We start from the raw sequence: 21,915 nt of genomic DNA, 5'->3' as shown, positions 1-21,915 counted from the left end.
ATGGATTTTGATATGAAAGATTCCATATTAAAATATGGAGTAATAGCTAAAAAAAGGTTTCGAAAAAAAGAAAAAATCAGATTTATTAATAATATTGAACCCGAATTTAAAGGTATGGGATATAAAACTTCAATACTTTCACCGCAAGGTTCAAAAGGAAAAGCGATTGACTTAATTATCGGAGATGTCAAGAAGGCAGATACCATAATTATGGCAAATTATGATACACCGTCAAAAAATTTTGGATTCTACAAATATTATCCTTTTGATATAAGAAACAGAAAACTTTTATACAGCCTGACTGCATTTATCCCATTACTTTTCATTACTGTCCTTTGTTTTATATTTTCAGCTCACTTTTTAAGGATAAAATGGTTAGAAGGATTTTTCAGTTGGAAAGATTTTATGACGCTTTCGGTCTATATCATCGGTATTTATCTAATTGTTCATTATTCAAAAGGAATCCCCAATTCTCATAATTTAAACAGAAATACTTCGGGAGTTATTGGTTGTCTTGCAATCGCTTCCACTTTAACACCTAAGCAACAAAAAAATGTTGCCTTTGTTCTTACTGACTTTGGATGTATCAACAATATGGGAGACCAAATGATAAAAGAATTTTTAGGAGATTCTGCACATAGAAAACGATTTATCCTACTTGACTGTATCGGGTCAGGAAAAAATATAGCGGTTAATTACAGTGATACTTTTAAAGATGAACTTAAAAAACTTGACTCATCAATTCTCCGATTTGAAAAAAACCAGACAAATTACAGCAGTGCGAATATATATGATCACTGTATAATTTTCGCCGGAGGTAACCAGGCAGGCAATAAATTTGTCTGTGAAAATATCGGAACGAGAAGGGATCTTGATATTGATCCTGATAAAATCAAATTTGTTGTTTCTAATGTTTTAAAGTTATTATAATTAAGTTTCCCAATTTTCATCTCCGCAATCCTGTATAACAAAAATGCCCTAAAAACGTTAAAAAATGTTTTTAGGGCATTCCCAACTATCTCAGTTCTTCATAAACATCTTCATTTTCTCCACAATTTTATCTTTTGCCGCTTTTATAGGAGACTGAAACACCACCTGAGTTTTTACCGAATCAGGGTATTCTCCCAAATACTTATAAAGTTCTTCAAAATATGCTTTTTTCACTTCACTGGAAATATTTATTTTAGAAATCCCATGCCTTATGGATTCAATCACTTCTTCATCAGCGTTACCTGAACCTCCATGTAATACAAGAAAAGCTGATGTTCTTTCACGAATTTTTTGAAGAATATCAATTCTTAGTTTTGGCGTTTTCCCTTTCGGATACATTCCGTGGGAAGTTCCGATGGCAACTGCTAAAGCATCTACTCCTGTCAATTCACAGAATTCTTTTGCTTTATCCGGATCTGTATAAATGATTGAGGTATCAAGCCCTTCTCCGCAGGAACTATTACCTGTATTTCCAATTGTCCCTAATTCTCCTTCAACATAAACATTTAATGAATGTGCATAATCAACTACTTCTTTAGTAATATTTACATTTTCCTCAAAGCTTTTATTTGATGCATCAATCATTACCGAAGTACAGCCATTATTGATAGCTCGTTTTATATCTTCCAAATTTGAACCATGGTCCAGGTGTAAACAAAATTGGGCTTCCGATTTTTTCAGGCGTACTTTTACATAAGAAAAAAATTCATCCCCTAAAAAATTCATTTCCGGCACAGATACGGCAACAATTGCAGGAATCTTTTTTTCTTCTGCTGCAGCAATAGTCGCATCTAAAATATCTTTATTCCCGATATTAAAGGCTCCTACTGCATATTTCCCATCCGTTGCATTCTGCAACATATCCTTAAAAGACACTATCATGTACTATTCATCCTCCCATTCGTTCAATTTAACGCAGACACGATAAGTGTTCGGTTCGCTGGCTCGTTTGAAAGCTTCTTGTATATCGTTCAAATCATATATTGAATCAACCAGCTTGCTCACATTGACTAATTTGTTCCCCAATAATCTCGATGCTTGATAGAAATCAATCAATGTTGAATTAAATGCCCCAAGAAGTCTTAACTTGTCATAGTGGATCCTATTTGCCGGTATATTCAATTCAGCTGACGGATATGAGGCTGAGAAGAACAATATCTGCCCGTTTTTCTTCTTAATAAGATCTAAGGCTTGATTCAAAGCAACCTGATTTCCAACTGCAAGAATGACTATATCCAGACCTTCATGATCGGTAAATTCATCAATCACAGTTTTTATATCTGTCTCCTGCGGATTTATAGTTTCAAATCCCATCTCTTCAGCTTTTTTTAATTTTTCCTCCATCACCTCTGAGACAATTACCTTTGATCCGCGTAATCTCTCAACTTCAGCATTCAATAAACCCATAGTTCCTCCTCCGATAACAAGAACCGTATCTCCAAGGCGATGGGTTAAATTGTTCTGAGCATTTAATACTGTGGCAACAGGTTCTACAAAACATGCTTCCGGCAATGGCAATTTTCTTGAAATTTTTACACAGTATCTTGAATGACGAACCATGTATTGTGAAAATCCAAAATATTGTTGGGTCCCCTTTAACGGAAGCTTTACTTTTTCTCGGCATGTACATTCATCCTGTCTTCCCATTTTACAGTTTTTACAATGCCCACAATATGGAAAAATAAAAGCGATTCGATCTCCCAAATTAAATTCATATACATCATCGGCCTTTGCAATTACAGTTCCCACGCCTTCATGTCCACCGGCCATTGGATAACCTCGATGTTCCCGTTGTCCAAGCCATTGTGTATAATCTGCAGTACAGATGTTACATGCTTCCTGGCGAATCAAAATTTCTCCTGATTTTAATTCGTCAGGAAGAGAAATCATACGAACTTCCGCATGAAATTTTGATGTCAAACAACCGTATTTAGTTTCTTTTGGAATTTCCATTATATTATTCTCCTTTAACTTGATTAGTCGTATAATCCACTCATAATCTTAATTAATTCTTCTACATCATTAGTATTTCTCATCATTCCCTGACGTTTCGATTCAATTTCTCTTAGCCTTTCTGCATATTTAATTACATCATCTAAACATTCTTCCGGAAATTTTACTGCGCCATTTTCGTCCATATGAACGATATCTCCGGGGGCAACCTGCATGCCGCATACTTCAACTGGAGTGTTAACAGAATGTACAGCAAATTTGCCATGTCCGGCCGTAATACCTGTTAACATGTACTGCATTTTTAAAGGCCGAATTTCATCAATATCCCTGGAAGGGCCATCAGAAATAACGCCGACTACACCAGCAGATTTTAATGCAGTCATCATATTGCCCCCCAGCATGCCATTGATATTTTTAATTTCTTCCGGCATGTTCTGTTTTACAATTAAAACAACCGGTTTTGACATTTTTGCAACTGCCCTCAACACATCGGCAAATTTCAAATTTGTAAAGTTCGGGTCGGGAAGGCCATAAGTGCAAGTTACCGCATATCCTACCGTTCTGCCCAATTCAGGATACATGCATTTCAATGTCTGATCTGTATACCACTTTCCTTTCCATGGATGATATAATCCAAGACAATAGTCTTTATCAGGATAAGTAGCTACCACATTTGTAATACTTGGAGTGTCAAATTGCTTAAGTTCTTCTAATTTGTTATTTTGTTCCATGTTTTATTTTCCCTCCTTTATTTTTCAAGTACGATACTGGGTTTTTCATTATGATAAACACGGATCACATCATCAACAACGCTCTGACACATTTGGCGATTACATTCAGCATTGTATGTCCCCACATGAGGCGTAATAATTGCATATTCAAGAGGTAAAAGGGGATGATCCATTTTAGGGGGTTCATTTTCAATTACATCTGCACCATAACCAGCGAGTTCTCGGTTTTCTAATGCCTGGGCAACAGCTTCTTCATCTACCAATTCACCCCGTGCAGTATTTATAAGAATTGCATCTTTTTTCATAAGGGACAGCTTTTCCTTCGAAATCAAATGATAGCTTTCCTTAGTCAAGTTAATATGCAATGAAACAATATCACTTTCTTTTAACAAATCATTTAATTCTCGCTTTTCTCCTCCACGTCTTTCAATTTCCTCTGCTGATAAATAGGGATCATATGCTAAAATCTTACACTGAAATCCTTTAGATAATATTCTTGCAAAAGTTGAACCGATATTACCAAATCCTAAGATTCCTACTGTCTTTCCATTGATTCTACGTCCTAAAAATCTTCCACGATCGACATTCCACTCATCTTTACGAACCGCCGCATTAGCATTAACTATATGTTTACACAAAGCCAACACCAAAGCAACTGCCTGTTCTGCCACATCTTCTTTTTCTAAATATCCGGGAATATTAGATGCAACTACGCCAAATTCTTTTGCTCCCAACACATTTACATTATCGTAACCAATGCCGAAACGGGCAATATATTCTACTGACGGGGTCTTTTCAAAGAATTTCTTTGAAAATTTAGGAGTTGTTCCAACAATCAGATATGAATATCCCTGTAGTTTTTTTGAAAGTTCCTCTGCAGAAATATCGGACGGAAATTTAAATCTTGTGACTTCTCCTACATTCTCTTTCAAAATATCAATAAATTCCGGAAAATAGCGTCCAAAACTGTTAGCATTTACAATTGCAACCTTTTTCATTATATTCCTCCCAAAATTAATAATAGGTACATGTTTAACATGTACCTATTTAATTGTTCATGTATACTTTAAAAATTAAACGATACCTAATAATGACAACAACAATGAAAATCCTATAATCGCACCTACAATTCTCAGGTATTTCGGACCTCTCTTTTTAATATAATAATAAATTAGAAATACTACTGCTAAAGGTAATAACTTCGGTAACATTCCATCCAATGTATCTTGGATCTTAAATGCTCCTCCACTTGTATTGATAACTACCTTTGTCGTTAGTTTTACATAGGATGCACTCAATGCTCCCATCATGAACAGACCCAATACTCCTGCCGAGTCTATTAATTTACTGATTCTTCCCGACTGTAATACACTTGCTACCGAGTCTCGTCCTAATGTATATCCTTGTCTCACCAAGAAGTATGCCAAGAATGACATGTACACTCCAAATAGTACTAACGGTCCGATTCCTCCAAGAATGTTCCCTTTTGCTGCTAACGGTATAAACAAAGATAGGAAAATTGGTCGTATAGTTCCCATATCGATGGAGTCTCCGATTCCTGCCAAAGGTCCCATCAAACCTATCTTAATATTCGTTATCATCTCTGTTGCATTTTCTTCATCTGTTGCCGAATCATATTCCGGCTTGGACACCTTATTTGCGTTTTCTTCTTCCAGCGCCATGGCTATTCCCACTATCAGTGAACCCCATGTTCCTTCTGAATTATAAAACGAAACATGACGTTTATATGCTTCTTTAAGCTGTTCCGGATTATCTCCATATAACTTTTCCAGTACCGGTGCCATTCCAAATCCGAATGCCAAAGCTGTCAGTCGTTCATAACTGTTTCCTACTTCAGTTACTGTATAATATCTCAACCATGCCTTTATCACGTCTTTCCTTGTAAGCTTTCTTTCCGCTACATTAGTCGTCATCTGATTCACCTCCGTTTGCTGTTGCTGGGGCAAAGTTTCCCTGTAGCAATGCAATACATAAACCTAATATTGCGATTCCAATAGTACTAATTCCCGAATATGCCATTATTATAAATCCTACTAAAAAGTATGGTAATAATGATTTCTTTCCTATTACAATCATTGTTACCGCAAATCCTAATGCCGGAAGTACTCCTCCTGCTACTTGCAATCCGTTTGTTACCCAAGCCGGTATCCAGTTCATAAATGCCTGTACCGCGTCAGCTCCAAAATATGCTGCTAAGAATGCCGGAATCACACGTAACGGAATTGCTGCAAAGAAAGGATACCAAAAGCATGCTCTTCTTAATGCTTTTCCGTCTCCCTTTTCTGCTGCTTTATCTGCCAGTCTTACGAATGCAGATGCATATGTCCTACGTAATGTATCAAGAAGTACACCTAACAGTCCTACCGGCACTGCCAATGATACTGCTACTTCTGCGCTAATCCCTGTTTTAATTGCAATGGGAATAGCTACACATGCTGCAAATGCCTCATCTGCCGGAATATTTCCTCCGGGTGCAATGGCTCCCAAATATATCAGCTGTAATGTCCCGCCGATTATCATTGCTGTTTGAATATCTCCCATAATTAGTCCTAAGGGTACTGCCATTACTAATGGTTGTCTGATAACTGTCGTTGTTCCATACCATAAACGATTGGTTCCCAGCCAGTACACCAAGCCAATTAATAGTGCTTGAATGAAATTATTCATCCTTCTTTCCTCCTTATAACTTTTTTTCTTTCAATTATTTGACTTTTTCTGCTGCTTTATCAATTGAAAGTTCAGATTCCTTTGGTACAGCCTGTAAATAAACCTTTACCCCCTTTCCATTCATATCAAGTAATTTATCTGTATCTTCCTTGTTTAGATAAATTTGATTTGTAATCTGTACCCGATCTGGCCCTGAACCAAGGCCTCCAACTTGAAGTTCGCTGATAGGGAAACCCTTCTCATACGCTTCTTTGGCATCTGTAACTGATTTAAACAATACAATCAATTTTCTATTAGAAGTATATTTTTCACTTTTAATCTTTTCCAGTGCTGTATCAAGATCAAAAATACTTACTTTTACTCCCTTTGGTGCCGCCATTTTGTATACATTATTCATAAACGGATCTTTCGATAATTGTTTGTTGACAATCATAATTGCATTTCCATCTACTTGATTCAACCAGTTTGCAATAACCTGTCCATGCATCAATCGGAAGTCTACTCTTATTAGACGAATGTCTGCCATGTTAATCCTCTCCTTATATTTTTATAAAAGCGCTTTCATCGCTGTTACTTATATTATATTCAAAACGGTATATAATTTCAATATATATTTTAATTTTTAGGAATATTTTTTTATATTTTTGTTTTTTTGCGTAGTTAATGCGAAATTAATGTCATATATTATAAAAAAAAGATAAGTTCAAGCGCTTAAACTTATCTTTTACAATTTGATTCATCAATATTCAAAAAATAACTGACAAAGAAAAATGGACAAAACACTTTTCTCTTACCCGTCTACCAAATTTTAAATATCCAAAATTATAATTTTAATACAAAACTTTGTCCCTCCAAAATATTCGCTGAAATAATTTAAGATTTTTAGCATTTAAAGAAAAAGGTAGTGTCGCTCTCTACTTAAAATCAGTTTTGCAACACCCCTTTATATATTTTTTTTTATTTTTTACATTAAATAGTTTTTAAAATACTTAAATCCTCGTCAAAAACAATTAAATTCCTAAATTTAATTACTTGTTTCTTTAAATATGTTTGATTCTGTGAGAATATTTTTCATATATCTCGTCATTGTTATAGCCATCCACATTTTGACTTACATATACAGGCAATTTACATCCTTCTTCTGATAATATGTTTAAAGTCTCAGTAGCAATAGCATTTACTATTACAGAACCTGCTACAGTCGAACTTGCCCCTGATTGCACTCCATTAAAATCTAATAATCCATCTCCTTTTGGTACACAGTTATCTATTACTAAATCCGCCAATTCAAATAGCCTCTTGCCACTTACATGCCTTGATTCACAATTTTTTGAATGCTTTAAGGAAGTTATAGCTATTGTATATATCCCTTTTTCTTTCGCAAGCATTGCCATTTCTACCGGTACCGCATTTCTTCCTGAATTGGATACTATAATCATAATATCTCCATTTTGAATCTCATAGTCATTCCAAATTATTTCTGCCAATCCACTTAATCTTTCTATATTTCCGCTTTTTCTGGCCCCAAAGTTAGTAAGTATAGTATTATCCAGCATTGCTTCTACATTGGCTAATCCTCCTGCTCTTACAAACATTTCTATTCCAATCATATGGGAATGACCCGTACCAAAAACGTGAATTATTTTATCTCTCTTTATTGTTTCTACAAACATTTCAGCCGCTTTTTTAATATTATCATTTTGTGTGTCTTTAATGTCATTTATCAATTTTTGTACTTCCTCTATATATTTTAAACTTGACATGTTATATACCTCCCAAATTAACATAATATTTATTATTCGTGTTCTGCTTCATATTTATTATATTGATTTAGCCTATCTACAAATCTTTTAGTTATCAGCTGTGGTCTGGTTATAGCGGTTCCTATGGTTACAGTCCATGCACCGGATTCAAAGGCTTTTACCATTTGTTCCGGCTCCCAATAGCGTCCTTCTGCATTAATGGGATTGTCTATCTTTTCAACTAATTCTTGGATTAACTTATAGTCCGGTTCAATAGATTGAGTACTATAATTTGTATATCCGGATAATGTGGTAGAAATAATGTCAGCTCCAAATTCGGCAGCATTAACTCCCTCTTCTAATGTGCTGATATCCGCCATTACAGTAACATTCAATTCTGTCTTTATCCTATATATTAATTTCTCTGTTTCTAAACTGCTTCTTCTCTTTGTACAATCTAAAGCAATAATATCTGCACCTGCTTCATATATTTCTTTGGCGGTTTCAAAAGTAGGAGTAATAATTATATCTCTAAATACATCAGTCTTTTCATCCATTACTTTATAAATACCAACTATAGGTAGATTAGTTGTCTTCTTCATTGCTTTGATATCATCCGGCCAACAACCTCTTAAACCAACAGCTCCGCCTATTTTCGCAGCTTTAGCCATTTTAGCCATATTGTCGGAACCATACAAGGGTTCGCCTTCAAAAGCTTGGCAAGAAACTATCAGCCCATTTTTTAATTTTTTCAGCAACTCATTCATTAATTTAAGTTCCTCCTTTATTTTTTATTAGCAATAATTTATCCATAATATATCCCAACATTTCGTTTTAGGATATATTATGGATTTAATTTTTTAAGGTATTAAAAATCCTGTTAAAGATCCAATAATTGCTATTACAATAAATATAACAAATACCCACCCAATATTTATCTTTCTTTTATCCAATAATCTCCAGCTCATTATTGTCAATAATAAAGGAAGAAGCGATGGAAATATTCCATCTAACATTGGTTGAAGTTCCAATGCCATATCGCCTGACTTATAACTTAATCCAATTTTTGCTGCAACATATTGAGCAGATATTCCGCCTAAAACCATTAAACCGGTTATATTAAATGCTCTTGTTATCATGTCTTTCTTTCCACCTGATAAAATAACCTCTGCGGATTTTAAACCGGTGGTATACCCTTTATGAAATAAAAACCATGTAAGAGGTAACATAATTCCTAAATATGCTGCAACATAAAATATGGGTCCTGCAATACTACCCGTATCCTTTGATAATCCCAACGCAATACTTAATAATATCGGTACCAAAGTTCCGGCCATTAAAGAATCACCTATACCGGCTAAAGGCCCCATTAATGCAGTTTTTATCCCTCCTATTAATTCATCAGGTATATCTTGCCCTGATGCTTTTTGTTCTTCCATTCCTAATACAATTCCGGGAATAATAGATCCTATAAGAGGTTCCGTATTAAAAAATTGAGTATGCCTTGACATAAGCTGCTTTTGATCTTCCTTATTATCATAAAGTTTGTCTGCAATTATTCCCATAATTCTGACAAATGCCGGTGCTTCCATACGTTCCATGTTTTGACAAGATAAACTATACATTACCCAGTTACGATATACTTTGCGTAAATCCTTTCTAGATAATTTTTTCTCGCTCATTAAGCTGCCCCCTCTCTGTTATCAGTTCTGTTATATTTAATGTCCAAATACGCAAATAATAGAGCTATAATAGTAGCCGGAATTATAGATATTTTAAATACCGAGACTAAAACAAATCCAAATAGGAAGTATAATATTTCTATATTATCCTTTAACATGAATTTAAGAAGTAAACCAAATCCAACTGCCGGTAACATACCACCCAATATTATAAATATGTTACCTAAGGATTCCGGTATAATGCTAACTAATTTCGATATATACGGAGAACCAAAATAGTTTGCTAAAAGAATAGGGAAAAATCTAACTGCAAAGTTGGTTAAACTTCCAAATACCGGTACACCATTAGCAAGTTTAAGTTTACCTTCTTCAATCCATTTTTCTTGTTTATGAACAAATATGACATTTACGGTAACTACTAAATATACAAAGGCAACTCCAAGAAAACTTAGTGGAACAGAAAGACTAACCGCATATTCTGGAGAGGCACCGCTTACAATTGCTAATGGAATTCCTATATATGCGGCAAAGTTAATATCCCCCGGCATAGATAATCCGGGAGTTACAAGTCCGATATATAATGCTTGTATAGCTGCTCCTATTAATATACCGGTTTTGATATCTCCCAATATTACCCCTATAACAGCCCCAGCTATTAACGGTCTGCCTATTGTGTACCATCCGCCCATTGTTCCCAACAACCATGGTCCATAAATAGAGGCACAACTACCAATAAGGGCGATCAGTAATGCTTGAAAAAAATTCATAATAATACCTCCTTATATTAATAATTTTTATTTAAAAACTTGCAAAACCTTGTCTCTAATAGAACTCCATTCAATTTCTTTTTGATCGGTTACTTGCTGAAAATATACTCTGACTCCTAATTGATATAATCCTTCAATAGCCTCGGCTTCTTCTTTTAAAAGATTAGAAAAATAGGTAGCTTTAGCAGTACCCTTTCTGCTGCTCATAGGGCCAATATTTAACTCTTTTTTCAGTCCATTTACATTTTTAAATATTTCAAAAGCTACTTTGGGATTTTTAATAAGAATTAAATTGTTTAATTCATTATTAATAGCCTCTTTTATCTTTTCATAGGAATCGGACGACCTTAAAACTTCTACTTTAACAGTCGGTGGTACAGCCATTTGATAGACACTTTTGATTACAGGATTTGTCGCTGTAAATTCATCTACTAATAAAATCCTTTTTATATGAAAATCATTTAAAACCCTAACAATACATTGCCCGTGAATTAACCTATCATCACATCTAAATATACTTATACTCACGATTTCACCTTCTTTCTTTAATAAATGTAATTATTTAGGCAGCTAAAAATTTATTTTTTAATATTATTTAAAATCATATCTTTATTTATATATCTAATACTTGATTTCCCTACTTCTAATAAAGAATCTATTAAGTTATCTCCTTTTGAACTATTTCTTGACACAATAGCCTCCATTAACATTCCTAAGTTAACACCTGTTACAATGGTTACATTGTATTTAGTACAAATTACAGAAGCTACGTTTGATGGTGTATCTCCAAACATGTCTATAAATATAATCCAATTTTCATATAAAGTATTTAATAATATAATATCTTCAATTTTTTTATATAAGTCCTCCAAAGATTCTCCTACATAATATCCAACAGAGAAAAAACCTTTCTGTTCCCCTACTATCATCTCAGCTGCATCCTTTATTCCATCCGCCATATTTGAGTGTGTAACTACTATTATTCCTGTCAAAACAACTTACCTCCCAATTTTGCTAATTTGTCTTTATAATAAAGCAAGAACCATGCCAAATGGCCTTATGCCACTTAAACATGGTTCTTTATCCTTATAATTTCAATACTTAGCGTCAAGTTTTACATTTAAAATTTCATATAAATAATATATCTCACTGATAGGTATGTTAACACTATAGTAGTTTTCTATATAATTAAAGCTCTTTTTTATAACACCAATAAAATCTTTATGATTTTCTTTAAACAATTCAATGTTTTTTATTCCTTCTTCCTCTAACTGTGTTTTAGTTACCAATCTTTCAACTAAACAACTCAAATGTATATATAAACATATTATAGTATCACCGGAAAATTGTCTTCTCATTTCATATTGTAATGTCTCAATTGCAGTTTCCAGTTGATCAATTATTTTATCCGGATTCAAGATGGTAATATAACTAAGAACACTCTCCAAAGTAAAGTATTTCATTATGGATTGTTTTACCTGTGGAATCTTTTCTTTAGGGATAACATCCTCCAATATATTACTTACCATATGATCTTTATTAGTAGATATTATATCTTCCAAATATAAAAACGGTATTTCTAAAATTTCAGGATCTTCTGTTCCAATAATGGCTACTACGTCAAAATCCTTAAAGATATTATCATTATATTTGTTTTTCTCAAGTTCCAAATAACTATACGCTGTGACTTTTATATTGTCAGCATATTCTCCTAAACTCTTAATCAATAGGTCTTTAATCTTCATTGCTGTCCCTATACCGGTAAAACAAGTGACTATTAACGTTTTTTCTTTTTTATTCTTTATACGTATTATCTTACATTTATAGCATTCAACATTTTCTATATCCTTAATTATTTCTTCGGCAGATAAACCTTTTTTTATATCGCTTCCCACTTTTAAGGCTAATTTTGTAGTTAAATTGTTTATAATTCCAATTGTTCCATGGGATATGTCTTCCAGTCCTTTATATATTTCCTCTAAAGACCCCATATCTACCAGTATAACAATACCTTTTGAGGTATTCACTTCCTTAAAATATTGTTTTATTCTATTTACAATATCTTGAGTACTGGTCTCAATAGGCATATCAAAGGATTCAAAGATATTGGTCCCTAACAGATGATTAGTCACATTAGCAATACTGCTGGCGGTAGAGTACCCATGAGCTATTAAAACGGCTTTTACGCTTTCTATGTTTTCTTTTCCTGTTAAGCTAATGAAATATAAAATCATAACTACCATTTCTAAATCCCCAATTGTAATATCCAAGTTAGACTTTATAAAATCTGCAATTTTATATGCTAAATCATATTCCTTTGAATAATGGTCTTTTAATAAATTCATATATTTTTTAAATTTAATTTCATAGTTTTTTAAAACTAAACCATAGTAATCTTCCATTCCTTTCTCTAAAAAACAAGTCAGTTTATAAATCTGGTTATCATGATATCTAACATCATATCTGGATTTTAAAATGGAAAATATATCCTTCATATATTTATACAAATTATCAAATCTAGCATGTCTAATATCTTCTTTGCTATAAAAATTCATATTTAATATTAACTTACCAAAATAATCGTCTACTAAGTTTTTAATTTTTTCTATAATTATCGGATCTTTTTCGTTCGGAACTATTTGGGAAAAAAGTTCTAACATATCGTCATAAAATTTTTCATGTATTCTGTTGCCATATTTTCTGTTTATGATTTTAACATCATTATCTGATTCACTAACAACTAAATCCTGTAAAATATATCCATTATAAAAACTGTCTATATAACTCATTTTATCGTTTACCGCATTATTTGTAATATTATCTGAAAGACACATTGAATTAACATATATATATTTACATTCTTTGCTTTCAGTAAAATCATTATTATTATAAGCCCTGGCACAAGCAAGCCTAATTTCATTTTTTAACTGTCCTACATTACCGGTAAAATTAGCATGAGTTAATATTCTTAAAGCATATTTAGATACTTTTATATTACATCCTATGGAAATAGCTTCTTCTCTAAAAAAATGGTGTATAAGTTTAAATTTTTCATTATTAGGTCGTTCATTTAGTGATGGTATTTTTATAGTTATAGGGATTCTCCTTAAAAAAGTTTTTAATAATACATCCTCCGGATTTTCTGTTGTAGCAAATATAAACCTGATATCAGAATGTCTGCATACGTCATTTTCTCCTATTCTTCTAAATTCCCCTTTATCCATGAAATAGAAGAGCAGTTCTTGACCTTCCGGGGATAATCTATGCACCTCATCTAAAAAAATATAACCCCCATTTCCATTCTCAATAACACCTTTCATATCTTTATCAGCACCGGTAAAAGCCCCCTTTTTATAACCTAATAAGTTAGCCGCAAGCAATTCTTTATTATGAGCATACTTAGCACAATTAAAAACTAAAAAAGGTGCGTCCTCCCCTATATAACCGTTAATCTTAGCATATTCATAAACCTTACTTGCCAGAAAACTTTTTCCTGATCCGGTAGGTCCTTCAATAAGAATAGACAGTCCTTTGGGCGGATACTTAACGGACGCTTTACATTGTTCTAATTGATAACTTAAACTGCCCTCATATCCTATTAAATCCTTAAATATATATTCATCAGTCTGAAAACGATGTCTATTACTTTTTATTCTATCCTTTACCTCAATCAATTCTCTAAAACTACTATATATAACTTCATCTTCTATATCTACATTAAAATAATCTTCAAAAACTCCTAAATCTATAAAATACACCGGTCTGGTATTAATCTTTATTGCATTTTTTTCCTTATTAAGAATGTTTAAACAATGGCTTACTAAGGTTCTGTTTAAAGATGTGATCTTGGATATCTCTTGAGCATTTGTACCAAACTTTTTATCATTATCGTTTATATTTTCTAAGGTAATCCTCTTTAATTGTTCTTTAATTATTTCTTTATTTGTCATTGTAGTAACCATCCTTTTAAAAGTATTACCTATGCAATTTTCATAAAACTCTTTAGTATAAAAATATCCTAATATATTATTTATATACCTTTTTAGAACATCTGTTGATACAACATCTTTTGTTAACATTCCTAAGTCTATTTTATATAGAGCAAGAACCATGCCAAATAATTTTTATTATATAAGGTATGGTTCTTTACTCTTGCAAACTCAATACTTAATATCAAATTTTATATTCAAAACTTCATATCAATAATATATATCATTGATAAACAAAATAACACTATAATGGCTTTCTATATAATTAGAACTCTTTTTTATAACACTAATAAAATCCTATTTTTCTCTTTAAACAATTAAAATTCCCCCATACTTTTCCTTCTTTTGAGGAATTTCCTATATAAAAATACTCCTGCCAAAAAACCAAATATGTGAGCCCACCAGGCTATTCCCCCTGCAATTCCATAAATACCCGAACGAAGTTGGCTAATAAACCATAAAAACAGAAAAACCCCGGCAGGTATCCGTATGAAAAACGGAATAATAGGGATTAAAGTTAATATTCTGGAATGAGGAAACATTATGAAATAGGCTCCCATCACCCCCGCAATAGCTCCTGAGGCTCCCAGCGTCGGTATATTTGATATCGGGTCAAAGATAAAATTGGCAAATCCTGCTATCAAGCCGGTTAATATATAAAAAACAATAAATTTAAAAAATCCCATACGTTCTTCCACATTATCGCCAAATAGCCATAATGACCACATATTGCTGACGATATGAATTATATCCCCATGCATAAACATACTTGTGAACAAGGGAATATAAGATCTAATGTCGGTCAATCCGTTGGCAAAGCGTGCCGGTATAAAAGCATATTTATATACCATATTTAAAGCTTCGTCATAAGGCAAGGTGAATTGTTTTATAAATACCATAACATTTAAAAATATAATAAACAGCGTAGCCAAGGGAACTTTTCTACTTGGTTCGCTATCCCTGAGCGGAATCATATTATCCCCTACTTTCCTGAAACAATAAAGACAATTCTATATATATCATTTTTATTTATATTTAGATTATAACATGTATTTATAATATGATATACTCTTTAAACTCACTCTGCCCCATTTTTTTATTTCTGCAGTTTTTTCCCCACTATATCATTTATATAAACCGACTCATACTCTTTATCCAAGATATCCATAAAAATCTCATCATAAGCTTTTCCCGCTATAAATTTTGATTCACGAATTCTCCCCGCCTCTTTAAAACCAACTTTTTTATAACATTTTATTGCTTGTTGATTAAATGAATATACTTTTAGAGAGATATTGTGCAAATTCAATATATTAAAGCCAAAGTCCAACAAAAGCTTTAGTACTTCCTGTCCGTAACCTTTGCCCCAATAGTCCTTATTGCCAATAAATATTCCCACTTCTCCTGCTTTATTTAACTGGTCTAGCTTTGGAAATCCACAGTTCCCAATGAGTTCATCTTTCTTTATGTCTATAATGGCAAAATTATATCCGTCAATAGAAAGCCTTTCTAAAGTTAATTTTTCGGCTTCCGGTCCTATGAGATTAGATGCAAATATAAGTCCTGCAGCTACTTCCATGTCATTAACCCATTCCGTATATTTTTCGTAGTCCTCCTCATTTATTGGAGATAAATAACATTTTTGTCCTACAATTTTTTTAAAATACATATTCATTCCTCCTTTTTTATAGTTTCAAACAGGCTTCAACAGCAAGCCAAAATAAATTCTCTCTTATGTGATTTCTTGTATTATAACTTCTTGAATCCCATTCTTCACAGCTTACATCGTCCCCACCATATAATATCTGCCCAAATTTTATGTTTCTGAATTTTGCTACTGCAAAGAAAGCAGCAGCTTCCATTTCAACAGTTGAACATCCTTCTTCTCTTCTCAACTTCACTTTTTGCGGCGTTTCTCTATAAAAAGCATCTGTTGTCCATGTCTTTGATATCAAATATTTATATTTATAGTTTTTCAAAACCTCTTTTATTGCTTCTACTGCCTCTCTGTTAGCTTCTACTTCTCTACCTGGTGGAAGGTAATGGTATGACATTCCTTCGTCTCTTACCGCTGAAGTTGGTATTATAATGTGACCAACTGCAATTTCCTTATTTAAAACCCCGGCACTGCCACAGGCAATAAATTTATTTATACCCATAGCTATTGCTTCTTCCAATACTGAAGCAGCCAATGGAGCGCCTACGCCAGGGTTAAAAACGGCAACTTTATTTCCTTCGTATTCCAATTCATACATAGGATTTTCCCCCATCTCAGATTTAAAGGAGGCTATAGTCCTTAATTTCCCTTGATCTTTGAACTTCCGCAAAATATCGTTAAAAAAGCACATTACCCCATATTCCGGTACATTTAATTTCTCTATTGTTTTGTGCGGTTCAATAACAGCCTCTTTTGTATCGTCAAATTCTAATATTGGAAATTCTTTTCTCAGCATATCAATCCCCCCTTATAGCAATAAAAAATAATATAAAAAACCCGCAGAATCACTTTTTAAATAGTGACTCCGCAGGTTTAATTTAATCTGCGTGTAGGAAATTCAAAACTATCCCTGTATCGCTTAGGTATAACCTAATTCAAGCCTACCTTAGATACACTCACTTTATGTGTATGCAATTTCACTAAAAATTGTGTAATATTGCTTAATTGGGTAATATTTTAACATATCGTAGAACAATTATCAAGAGCTAAAGTTTTTTATATTTTCCTCTACCCAAAAATTCAATATAACCTTTATCTCTTAAAATCTGTAATTGTTGTCTTATTTTAGCTTCAATATTATTATTGTTAATATGATTTTTATGTAAATCGTCTGCAAATTCATAAACATCATTTAATGAAAAATAATAACTGGTAATTTTATTAACACAATTAAGGACATCAAATAACCATCCTCGATTTGATATATTATCTATTTTCAAATTAATTGCTTTATGATAGTTATTAATAACAACTTTCTTATCAATTTCTGTCCGATCTTTGATTATCTCAATTTTCCCTTGGAATGGTATTTTATCGTAAATTATATTGCAACCTGTCCACCCTGCACGTTTTGCAGTCGGGGATAAAGGCCTCCTTTTCTTGATAATATCAGGGACAAAGAAGAATTTTGGCACAACAATTAAATCCGTGACATTAAATTCATCATATTGAAGCAAGAATAAATCAGGATTTGAATAGCTTGTGATACGCTCTATCATTGTATCATAAGCACCATCCGCTACTTCCTTTCCAAATCTTCCCTTCTTGCTTTTCAGTTCGAATATTTCGCCACAACATTTGCATTTAAAATCAGCAACAGGGATATTGTTTGCCAGCTTCGATATTCTACTATTTCCACAATATGGGCAAAAAACATTTCTTTCTATCCAAGTTTCACTCATTACTCGAATTTTCTGGGAATTACTCTTATAAGAAATCGCTAACTGCTTATCGAAAACTAAATTCATAATATCAAAACTCCATCCATTCCGTTGCGGATATGTTATTTTCATCTTCAACCATCATCTGTTTACATACCAAACTACCGGGATCTAAAATAAATTCGCCACATTTGTACTTTCTCTCTGTAATTTGTGCCGCCTTGCAAGCATCATCAGCTTCAACCTCAAATGCCTTGCTGACCAACTCTTCAATTGTAACATAATATTTCATATTATTTCTCCTTCTTCCCTTCTACTTTATAGTATATAATTATTTTAGGATAAATTAAACCTAAAATAATTGCAAATACATAAAAAATTTCTCTATGGAATTCTTTGACATTAGAAGTTTTCTCCTTTAATTGAAATAGCTATGTACGCTCATGGTTTCAGTCATTAGTTAGTAACAATATATATTATAATAATATTGATATTATATTCTAAATCAGAAAGAAAGAAATATCATTCAGTGGAATTTGCGGCATAGCTCCATAAACGTTTTGTATTCATTTACCCCTTCATTGACGGAAACGGAAGGCTTGCCCGGCTGTTAATGAATACGTCACTCATTCAGGATGGATATGTGTTAGCCATAATTCCACTAAACTTAAGACTGGAATATATAAGTCTACTGGAGCAAGCTCACAAGAATGACAAACCATTCATAGACTTTATTGCAGAACGAGTATTGGAATCTGAAAAAGATATTATGAGACTGCTGCACATTCCATCTCCTAAAATGTCTTAAAAAAACAAATACCAGAAATTCAATGTTGTTTATATGAATTTCTGGTATTTGTTTCCTATTCCCACTCGATCGTACTTGGTGGTTTACTCGTAATATCATAAACAACTCTGTTAACATTTTCTACATTATTAACTATTCTGTTTGAAATCTTTTCTAATATATCTAAAGGTATCTTTGCAAAATCTGCGGTCATTCCATCTGTGCTGGTAACTGCCCTTAAGGCCACAGTGTAAGAATAAGTCCTTTCATCTCCCATTACTCCTACACTTCTCACTCCGGGGAGAAGCGCAAAGTACTGCCAAATTTCTTTTTCCAAATTAGCTTTTTTTATTTCATCTCTAAATATAAAATCCGATTCACGAACAATTTTCAGTTTTTCTTCCGTTACCTCGCCCAATACTCTAATAGCAAGACCCGGCCCCGGGAAAGGCTGCCTTTGTACTATTTCTTCAGGAAGCTCCAGATTTTTCCCTACTTTCCTTACCTCGTCCTTAAAAAGCTGTCTTAAAGGTTCGACCAATTGAAAATTTACGTCTTTCGGAAGTCCTCCTACATTATGATGGCTTTTAATAGTAGCTGCCCTTCCTGTTCCGCTCTCTATTACATCGGGATATATGGTCCCCTGAACCAAATATTCAATCCCTGAAAGTTTCTTCTGTTCTTTCTCAAATACTCTTATAAATTCTTCTCCAATAATTTTTCGTTTCTTTTCAGGCTCTGTTATTCCTTTAAGTTTCTCTAAAAACCTTTCTTTCGCATCTACAGCAATAAGATTCATATGAAATTTTTCTTTGAATACAGTTATTACCTGTTTGGCTTCATCTTTTCTCAGCAATCCGTGGTCTACAAAGACACATGTAAGATTGTCTCCTATGGCTTTATGGACAAGAACTGCTGCCACAGAAGAATCTACTCCTCCAGACAGGGCACATATAGCTTTTCCCTTTCCGATTTGGTTTCTTATAGCATTTATGGAAAATTCAATAAAATCATCCATGTTCCAGTTGCCAATACATTTACATATTTTAAATAAAAAATTGGATAATATCTCTTTTCCTTTTTCAGTATGGACAACTTCCGGATGAAATTGCACTCCATAAATTTTATATTTTGGATTTTCCATAGCTGCTACAGGACATTTTTCCGTACTGCCTATAATATTAAAACCTTCGGGAGCTTTTTCAATATAGTCCGTATGACTCATTAAGCAATTCATCTTATTTTCTAATCCTTCAAACAATAAACTGCTTTTATTTATCTTCACTTCGGTTATTCCATATTCTCTTGACGGAGATCTCTTCACATTTCCGCCAAAATGCTGAGCTATGAGGTGATTGCCATAACATATACCTAATACGGGAACTCCCATCTCAAATATTTTCCCACTGCATTTCGGTGAATTTGCTGCATAAATACTTGCAGGACCTCCCGACAAAATTATTCCGTCAGGAGATTTCTCTTTTATTTTTTCGATAGGATGATTATATGGTACTATCTCACAATATACTTTTGCTTCTCTTACTCTTCTGGCTATAAGCTGACTGTATTGCCCCCCAAAATCAAGAATAATTATCAAAATATACCCTCCTTTAACTATCTCTTGCTATAATTTGGAGCTTCTTTAGTTATGTTAATATCATGGGGATGACTTTCTATTAATCCGGCATTTGTAATCTTTATAAATCTGGCTTTCTCATGAAGTTCATCAATGTTCTTAGCTCCAACATACCCCATTCCTGCTCTTAATCCTCCCATAAGCTGAAATACTACATCTCCTAATGGTCCTCTGTAAGGAACTCTTCCTTCCACGCCTTCCGGAACTAATTTCTTAGAATCCTCCTGAAAATACCTATCCTTACCGCCGGCGGCCATACCTGCTAAAGAACCCATTCCTCTATATACTTTAAATCTTCTTCCCTCATATAATTCTTCATCTCCGGGACTTTCTTCCGTTCCCGCAAACAATGAACCGATCATTACTGCATTAGCACCTGCGCCCATAGCCTTAGTTATATCTCCGGAATATTTTATTCCTCCATCAGCAATAACCGGAATATTATAATTCCTTGCTACATTAACACAATTTACTACAGCAGTCATTTGAGGAACTCCTATACCCGTAACTACTCTCGTTGTACATATGGAACCCGGCCCTATTCCCACTTTTATTGCATCCACTCCTGCATCTATTAAATACTTCGCTCCTTCTCCAGTAGCTATATTACCTGCAATCAATTGCAGATCCGGGTACTTGGATTTAATCTTCTTTACCGCTTCTCCTACACCTTTAGAGTGTCCATGGGCAGTATCAAGAACTATTGCATCCACCTTTGACTTTACCAATGCATCTACTCTTTCCATCATATTGTGGGTAATCCCCACTGCCGCCCCTGCAAGTAACCTTCCCGATTCATCCTTGGCCGCATTTGGATACTTTATTGATTTTTCAATATCCTTGATTGTGATAAGACCTGACAATATAAAATTCTTATCAACTAAAGGAAGCTTTTCAATCTTATGTTCCTTCATTATTTCTAAGGCGTCATCCATAGAAATAGATGTATCAGCAGTCACAAGATTCTTTTTAGTCATAACTTCGTCTATTTTCTTACTTGTATCCCGTTCAAACCTAATGTCTCTGTTAGTAATTATGCCTACTAATTTTCCGTCATCATTTGTAATAGGAACCCCTGATATGTGATATCTTTCCATAAGCTCAAGAGCATCGGAAACACTATGAACCGCGGACAAATAAAAAGGATCCGTTATAATTCCATGTTCAGATCTCTTCACCTTATCCACTTCCATAGCCTGCTCTTCGATAGTCATATTCTTATGGATAATCCCTATTCCTCCTTCTCTTGCCATAGCTATAGCCATTTTTGCTGTCGTAACAGTATCCATTCCGGCACTCATCAAAGGTATATTTAATTTAATCTTTTTAGTTAATAGAGTGTTTATTTTTACTTCCTTGGGAAGCACTTCAGATTTACAGGGTAATAAAAGGACATCGTCAAAAGTAAGTCCTTCTCCAACAAATTCCATTAAAATTCCTCCTTATAGGTCTTATTCATAAATAATATAATTAAATATTACAATAAAAATATTTCCTTTAAAAATAACAGAGATTTGTATTATTGTCAAGCATTAATTTATTATTTTTAAATTTATGTAATTTATTTTGTAT

General features: G+C 33.4%; 22 protein-coding genes and 1 pseudogene. 2 read left to right on the top strand and 21 right to left on the bottom strand.

The features are described 5' to 3' along the window. On the top strand, window positions 1-930 hold the full coding sequence (locus tag PP176A_RS06680) for a hypothetical protein (RefSeq protein ID WP_071139688.1): 930 nt from the start codon (window positions 1-3) through the stop codon (window positions 928-930). A gap of 90 nt (window positions 931-1,020) precedes the next feature. Here PP176A_RS06680 and PP176A_RS06675 read toward each other — a convergent pair whose 3' ends face one another. The 19 genes from PP176A_RS06675 to PP176A_RS06585 form a co-directional block, all read right to left on the bottom strand. Next, a complete protein-coding gene (locus tag PP176A_RS06675) occupies window positions 1,021-1,872 on the bottom strand; it encodes a ketose-bisphosphate aldolase (protein ID WP_071139687.1) in 852 nt (283 codons plus the stop codon). Window positions 1,873-1,875: 3 nt separating this feature from the next. Continuing rightward, a complete protein-coding gene (locus PP176A_RS06670) occupies window positions 1,876-2,943 on the bottom strand; it encodes a zinc-dependent alcohol dehydrogenase (protein ID WP_071139686.1) in 1,068 nt (355 codons plus the stop codon). 23 nt (window positions 2,944-2,966) lie between these two features. Continuing rightward, the gene (locus PP176A_RS06665; RefSeq protein ID WP_071139685.1) at window positions 2,967-3,674 is read right to left on the bottom strand and encodes an RraA family protein; all 708 of its coding nucleotides are present in this window, start codon (window positions 3,672-3,674) and stop codon (window positions 2,967-2,969) included. Window positions 3,675-3,691: 17 nt separating this feature from the next. Beyond that, window positions 3,692-4,672, bottom strand: a complete 981-nt coding sequence (locus tag PP176A_RS06660) for a D-isomer specific 2-hydroxyacid dehydrogenase family protein (RefSeq protein WP_071139684.1) — start codon at window positions 4,670-4,672, stop codon at window positions 3,692-3,694. Between the two features lie 75 nt (window positions 4,673-4,747). Next, on the bottom strand, window positions 4,748-5,608 hold the full coding sequence (locus PP176A_RS06655; protein WP_071139683.1) for a PTS system mannose/fructose/sorbose family transporter subunit IID: 861 nt from the start codon (window positions 5,606-5,608) through the stop codon (window positions 4,748-4,750). Beyond that, window positions 5,598-6,362, bottom strand: coding sequence for a PTS mannose/fructose/sorbose/N-acetylgalactosamine transporter subunit IIC (locus PP176A_RS06650; RefSeq protein WP_071139682.1), 765 nt, complete (start codon window positions 6,360-6,362; stop codon window positions 5,598-5,600). The genes PP176A_RS06655 and PP176A_RS06650 overlap by 11 nt, the downstream gene beginning before the upstream one ends. 34 nt (window positions 6,363-6,396) lie before the next feature. Continuing rightward, window positions 6,397-6,888, bottom strand: a complete 492-nt coding sequence (locus PP176A_RS06645; RefSeq protein WP_071139681.1) for a PTS system mannose/fructose/N-acetylgalactosamine-transporter subunit IIB — start codon at window positions 6,886-6,888, stop codon at window positions 6,397-6,399. A 514-nt stretch (window positions 6,889-7,402) separates the two neighbouring features. After that, window positions 7,403-8,125: a sugar isomerase domain-containing protein gene (locus tag PP176A_RS06640; protein ID WP_071139680.1), complete on the bottom strand. Its 723-nt coding sequence runs from the start codon at window positions 8,123-8,125 to the stop codon at window positions 7,403-7,405. 32 nt (window positions 8,126-8,157) lie between these two features. Beyond that, entirely contained in the window at window positions 8,158-8,871 is a 714-nt protein-coding gene (locus tag PP176A_RS06635) for an N-acetylmannosamine-6-phosphate 2-epimerase (RefSeq protein ID WP_071139679.1), read from the bottom strand. 93 nt (window positions 8,872-8,964) lie between these two features. Next, on the bottom strand, window positions 8,965-9,786 hold the full coding sequence (locus PP176A_RS06630; RefSeq protein WP_071139678.1) for a PTS system mannose/fructose/sorbose family transporter subunit IID: 822 nt from the start codon (window positions 9,784-9,786) through the stop codon (window positions 8,965-8,967). After that, window positions 9,786-10,553 carry a PTS mannose/fructose/sorbose/N-acetylgalactosamine transporter subunit IIC gene (locus tag PP176A_RS06625; protein ID WP_071139677.1) on the bottom strand — a complete coding sequence of 256 codons (768 nt, stop codon included), beginning with the start codon at window positions 10,551-10,553 and terminating at the stop codon, window positions 9,786-9,788. Before PP176A_RS06625 ends, PP176A_RS06630 begins: the two co-directional genes overlap by 1 nt. Window positions 10,554-10,580: 27 nt before the next feature. After that, on the bottom strand, window positions 10,581-11,081 hold the full coding sequence (locus PP176A_RS06620) for a PTS system mannose/fructose/N-acetylgalactosamine-transporter subunit IIB (RefSeq protein ID WP_071139676.1): 501 nt from the start codon (window positions 11,079-11,081) through the stop codon (window positions 10,581-10,583). A gap of 50 nt (window positions 11,082-11,131) precedes the next feature. Beyond that, window positions 11,132-11,545 (bottom strand): PTS sugar transporter subunit IIA, encoded by a 414-nt coding sequence (locus PP176A_RS06615; RefSeq protein ID WP_071139675.1) that lies wholly within the window; start codon window positions 11,543-11,545, stop codon window positions 11,132-11,134. A 102-nt stretch (window positions 11,546-11,647) separates the two neighbouring features. Continuing rightward, window positions 11,648-14,503 carry a sigma 54-interacting transcriptional regulator gene (locus PP176A_RS06610; RefSeq protein WP_071139768.1) on the bottom strand — a complete coding sequence of 952 codons (2,856 nt, stop codon included), beginning with the start codon at window positions 14,501-14,503 and terminating at the stop codon, window positions 11,648-11,650. A 356-nt stretch (window positions 14,504-14,859) separates the two neighbouring features. After that, a complete protein-coding gene (locus tag PP176A_RS06605) occupies window positions 14,860-15,516 on the bottom strand; it encodes a rhomboid family intramembrane serine protease (protein ID WP_071139674.1) in 657 nt (218 codons plus the stop codon). A gap of 122 nt (window positions 15,517-15,638) precedes the next feature. Continuing rightward, window positions 15,639-16,211 carry a GNAT family N-acetyltransferase gene (locus PP176A_RS06600; RefSeq protein WP_071139673.1) on the bottom strand — a complete coding sequence of 191 codons (573 nt, stop codon included), beginning with the start codon at window positions 16,209-16,211 and terminating at the stop codon, window positions 15,639-15,641. A gap of 16 nt (window positions 16,212-16,227) precedes the next feature. Further along, window positions 16,228-16,995, bottom strand: coding sequence for a nucleoside phosphorylase (locus tag PP176A_RS06595; protein WP_200796066.1), 768 nt, complete (start codon window positions 16,993-16,995; stop codon window positions 16,228-16,230). Between the two features lie 250 nt (window positions 16,996-17,245). Continuing rightward, window positions 17,246-18,007, bottom strand: coding sequence for a DpnI domain-containing protein (locus PP176A_RS06590; RefSeq protein ID WP_071139672.1), 762 nt, complete (start codon window positions 18,005-18,007; stop codon window positions 17,246-17,248). Window positions 18,008-18,011: 4 nt separating this feature from the next. Then, window positions 18,012-18,212: a DpnD/PcfM family protein gene (locus PP176A_RS06585; protein WP_071139671.1), complete on the bottom strand. Its 201-nt coding sequence runs from the start codon at window positions 18,210-18,212 to the stop codon at window positions 18,012-18,014. A gap of 267 nt (window positions 18,213-18,479) precedes the next feature. Here PP176A_RS06585 and PP176A_RS16745 point away from each other — a divergent pair. Further along, window positions 18,480-18,728 (top strand): annotated as a pseudogene (locus PP176A_RS16745) (Fic family protein); the annotation flags it as partial. Window positions 18,729-18,783: 55 nt separating this feature from the next. Here the strand turns inward: PP176A_RS16745 and guaA are convergent. After that, complete coding sequence (gene guaA, locus PP176A_RS06575) at window positions 18,784-20,304, bottom strand: glutamine-hydrolyzing GMP synthase (protein ID WP_200796065.1); 1,521 nt, start codon at window positions 20,302-20,304, stop codon at window positions 18,784-18,786. A 17-nt stretch (window positions 20,305-20,321) separates the two neighbouring features. Continuing rightward, the gene (guaB, locus tag PP176A_RS06570; protein WP_071139668.1) at window positions 20,322-21,773 is read right to left on the bottom strand and encodes an IMP dehydrogenase; all 1,452 of its coding nucleotides are present in this window, start codon (window positions 21,771-21,773) and stop codon (window positions 20,322-20,324) included. Window positions 21,774-21,915 lie beyond the last annotated feature (142 nt).

This window comes from Sporanaerobacter sp. PP17-6a (assembly GCF_900095615.1).
GTDB classification, from domain to species: Bacteria; Bacillota; Clostridia; order Tissierellales; family Acidilutibacteraceae; genus Acidilutibacter; species Acidilutibacter cellobiosedens.
The sequence above is the reverse complement of the archived record's forward strand: the minus strand, read 5'-3'. Positions and strand labels throughout refer to the sequence as shown.

What these genes read in the sequence shown, in the direction of transcription:
- PP176A_RS06585 (WP_071139671.1), bottom strand. Translation starts at nt 18,212, where the DNA reads ATGAAATATTATGTTACAATTGAAGAGTTGGTCAGCAAGGCATTTGAG.
- PP176A_RS06655 (WP_071139683.1), bottom strand. Translation starts at nt 5,608, where the DNA reads ATGACGACTAATGTAGCGGAAAGAAAGCTTACAAGGAAAGACGTGATA.
- PP176A_RS06680 (WP_071139688.1), top strand. Translation starts at nt 1, where the DNA reads ATGGATTTTGATATGAAAGATTCCATATTAAAATATGGAGTAATAGCT.
- PP176A_RS06630 (WP_071139678.1), bottom strand. Translation starts at nt 9,786, where the DNA reads ATGAGCGAGAAAAAATTATCTAGAAAGGATTTACGCAAAGTATATCGT.
- PP176A_RS06645 (WP_071139681.1), bottom strand. Translation starts at nt 6,888, where the DNA reads ATGGCAGACATTCGTCTAATAAGAGTAGACTTCCGATTGATGCATGGA.
- PP176A_RS06650 (WP_071139682.1), bottom strand. Translation starts at nt 6,362, where the DNA reads ATGAATAATTTCATTCAAGCACTATTAATTGGCTTGGTGTACTGGCTG.
- PP176A_RS06670 (WP_071139686.1), bottom strand. Translation starts at nt 2,943, where the DNA reads ATGGAAATTCCAAAAGAAACTAAATACGGTTGTTTGACATCAAAATTT.
- PP176A_RS06595 (WP_200796066.1), bottom strand. Translation starts at nt 16,995, where the DNA reads ATGCTGAGAAAAGAATTTCCAATATTAGAATTTGACGATACAAAAGAG.
- PP176A_RS06605 (WP_071139674.1), bottom strand. Translation starts at nt 15,516, where the DNA reads ATGATTCCGCTCAGGGATAGCGAACCAAGTAGAAAAGTTCCCTTGGCT.
- PP176A_RS06600 (WP_071139673.1), bottom strand. Translation starts at nt 16,211, where the DNA reads ATGTATTTTAAAAAAATTGTAGGACAAAAATGTTATTTATCTCCAATA.
- PP176A_RS06665 (WP_071139685.1), bottom strand. Translation starts at nt 3,674, where the DNA reads ATGGAACAAAATAACAAATTAGAAGAACTTAAGCAATTTGACACTCCA.
- PP176A_RS06660 (WP_071139684.1), bottom strand. Translation starts at nt 4,672, where the DNA reads ATGAAAAAGGTTGCAATTGTAAATGCTAACAGTTTTGGACGCTATTTT.
- PP176A_RS06635 (WP_071139679.1), bottom strand. Translation starts at nt 8,871, where the DNA reads ATGAATGAGTTGCTGAAAAAATTAAAAAATGGGCTGATAGTTTCTTGC.
- PP176A_RS06590 (WP_071139672.1), bottom strand. Translation starts at nt 18,007, where the DNA reads ATGAATTTAGTTTTCGATAAGCAGTTAGCGATTTCTTATAAGAGTAAT.
- guaB (WP_071139668.1), bottom strand. Translation starts at nt 21,773, where the DNA reads ATGGAATTTGTTGGAGAAGGACTTACTTTTGACGATGTCCTTTTATTA.
- PP176A_RS06610 (WP_071139768.1), bottom strand. Translation starts at nt 14,503, where the DNA reads ATGACAAATAAAGAAATAATTAAAGAACAATTAAAGAGGATTACCTTA.
- PP176A_RS06675 (WP_071139687.1), bottom strand. Translation starts at nt 1,872, where the DNA reads ATGATAGTGTCTTTTAAGGATATGTTGCAGAATGCAACGGATGGGAAA.
- PP176A_RS06640 (WP_071139680.1), bottom strand. Translation starts at nt 8,125, where the DNA reads ATGTCAAGTTTAAAATATATAGAGGAAGTACAAAAATTGATAAATGAC.
- PP176A_RS06625 (WP_071139677.1), bottom strand. Translation starts at nt 10,553, where the DNA reads ATGAATTTTTTTCAAGCATTACTGATCGCCCTTATTGGTAGTTGTGCC.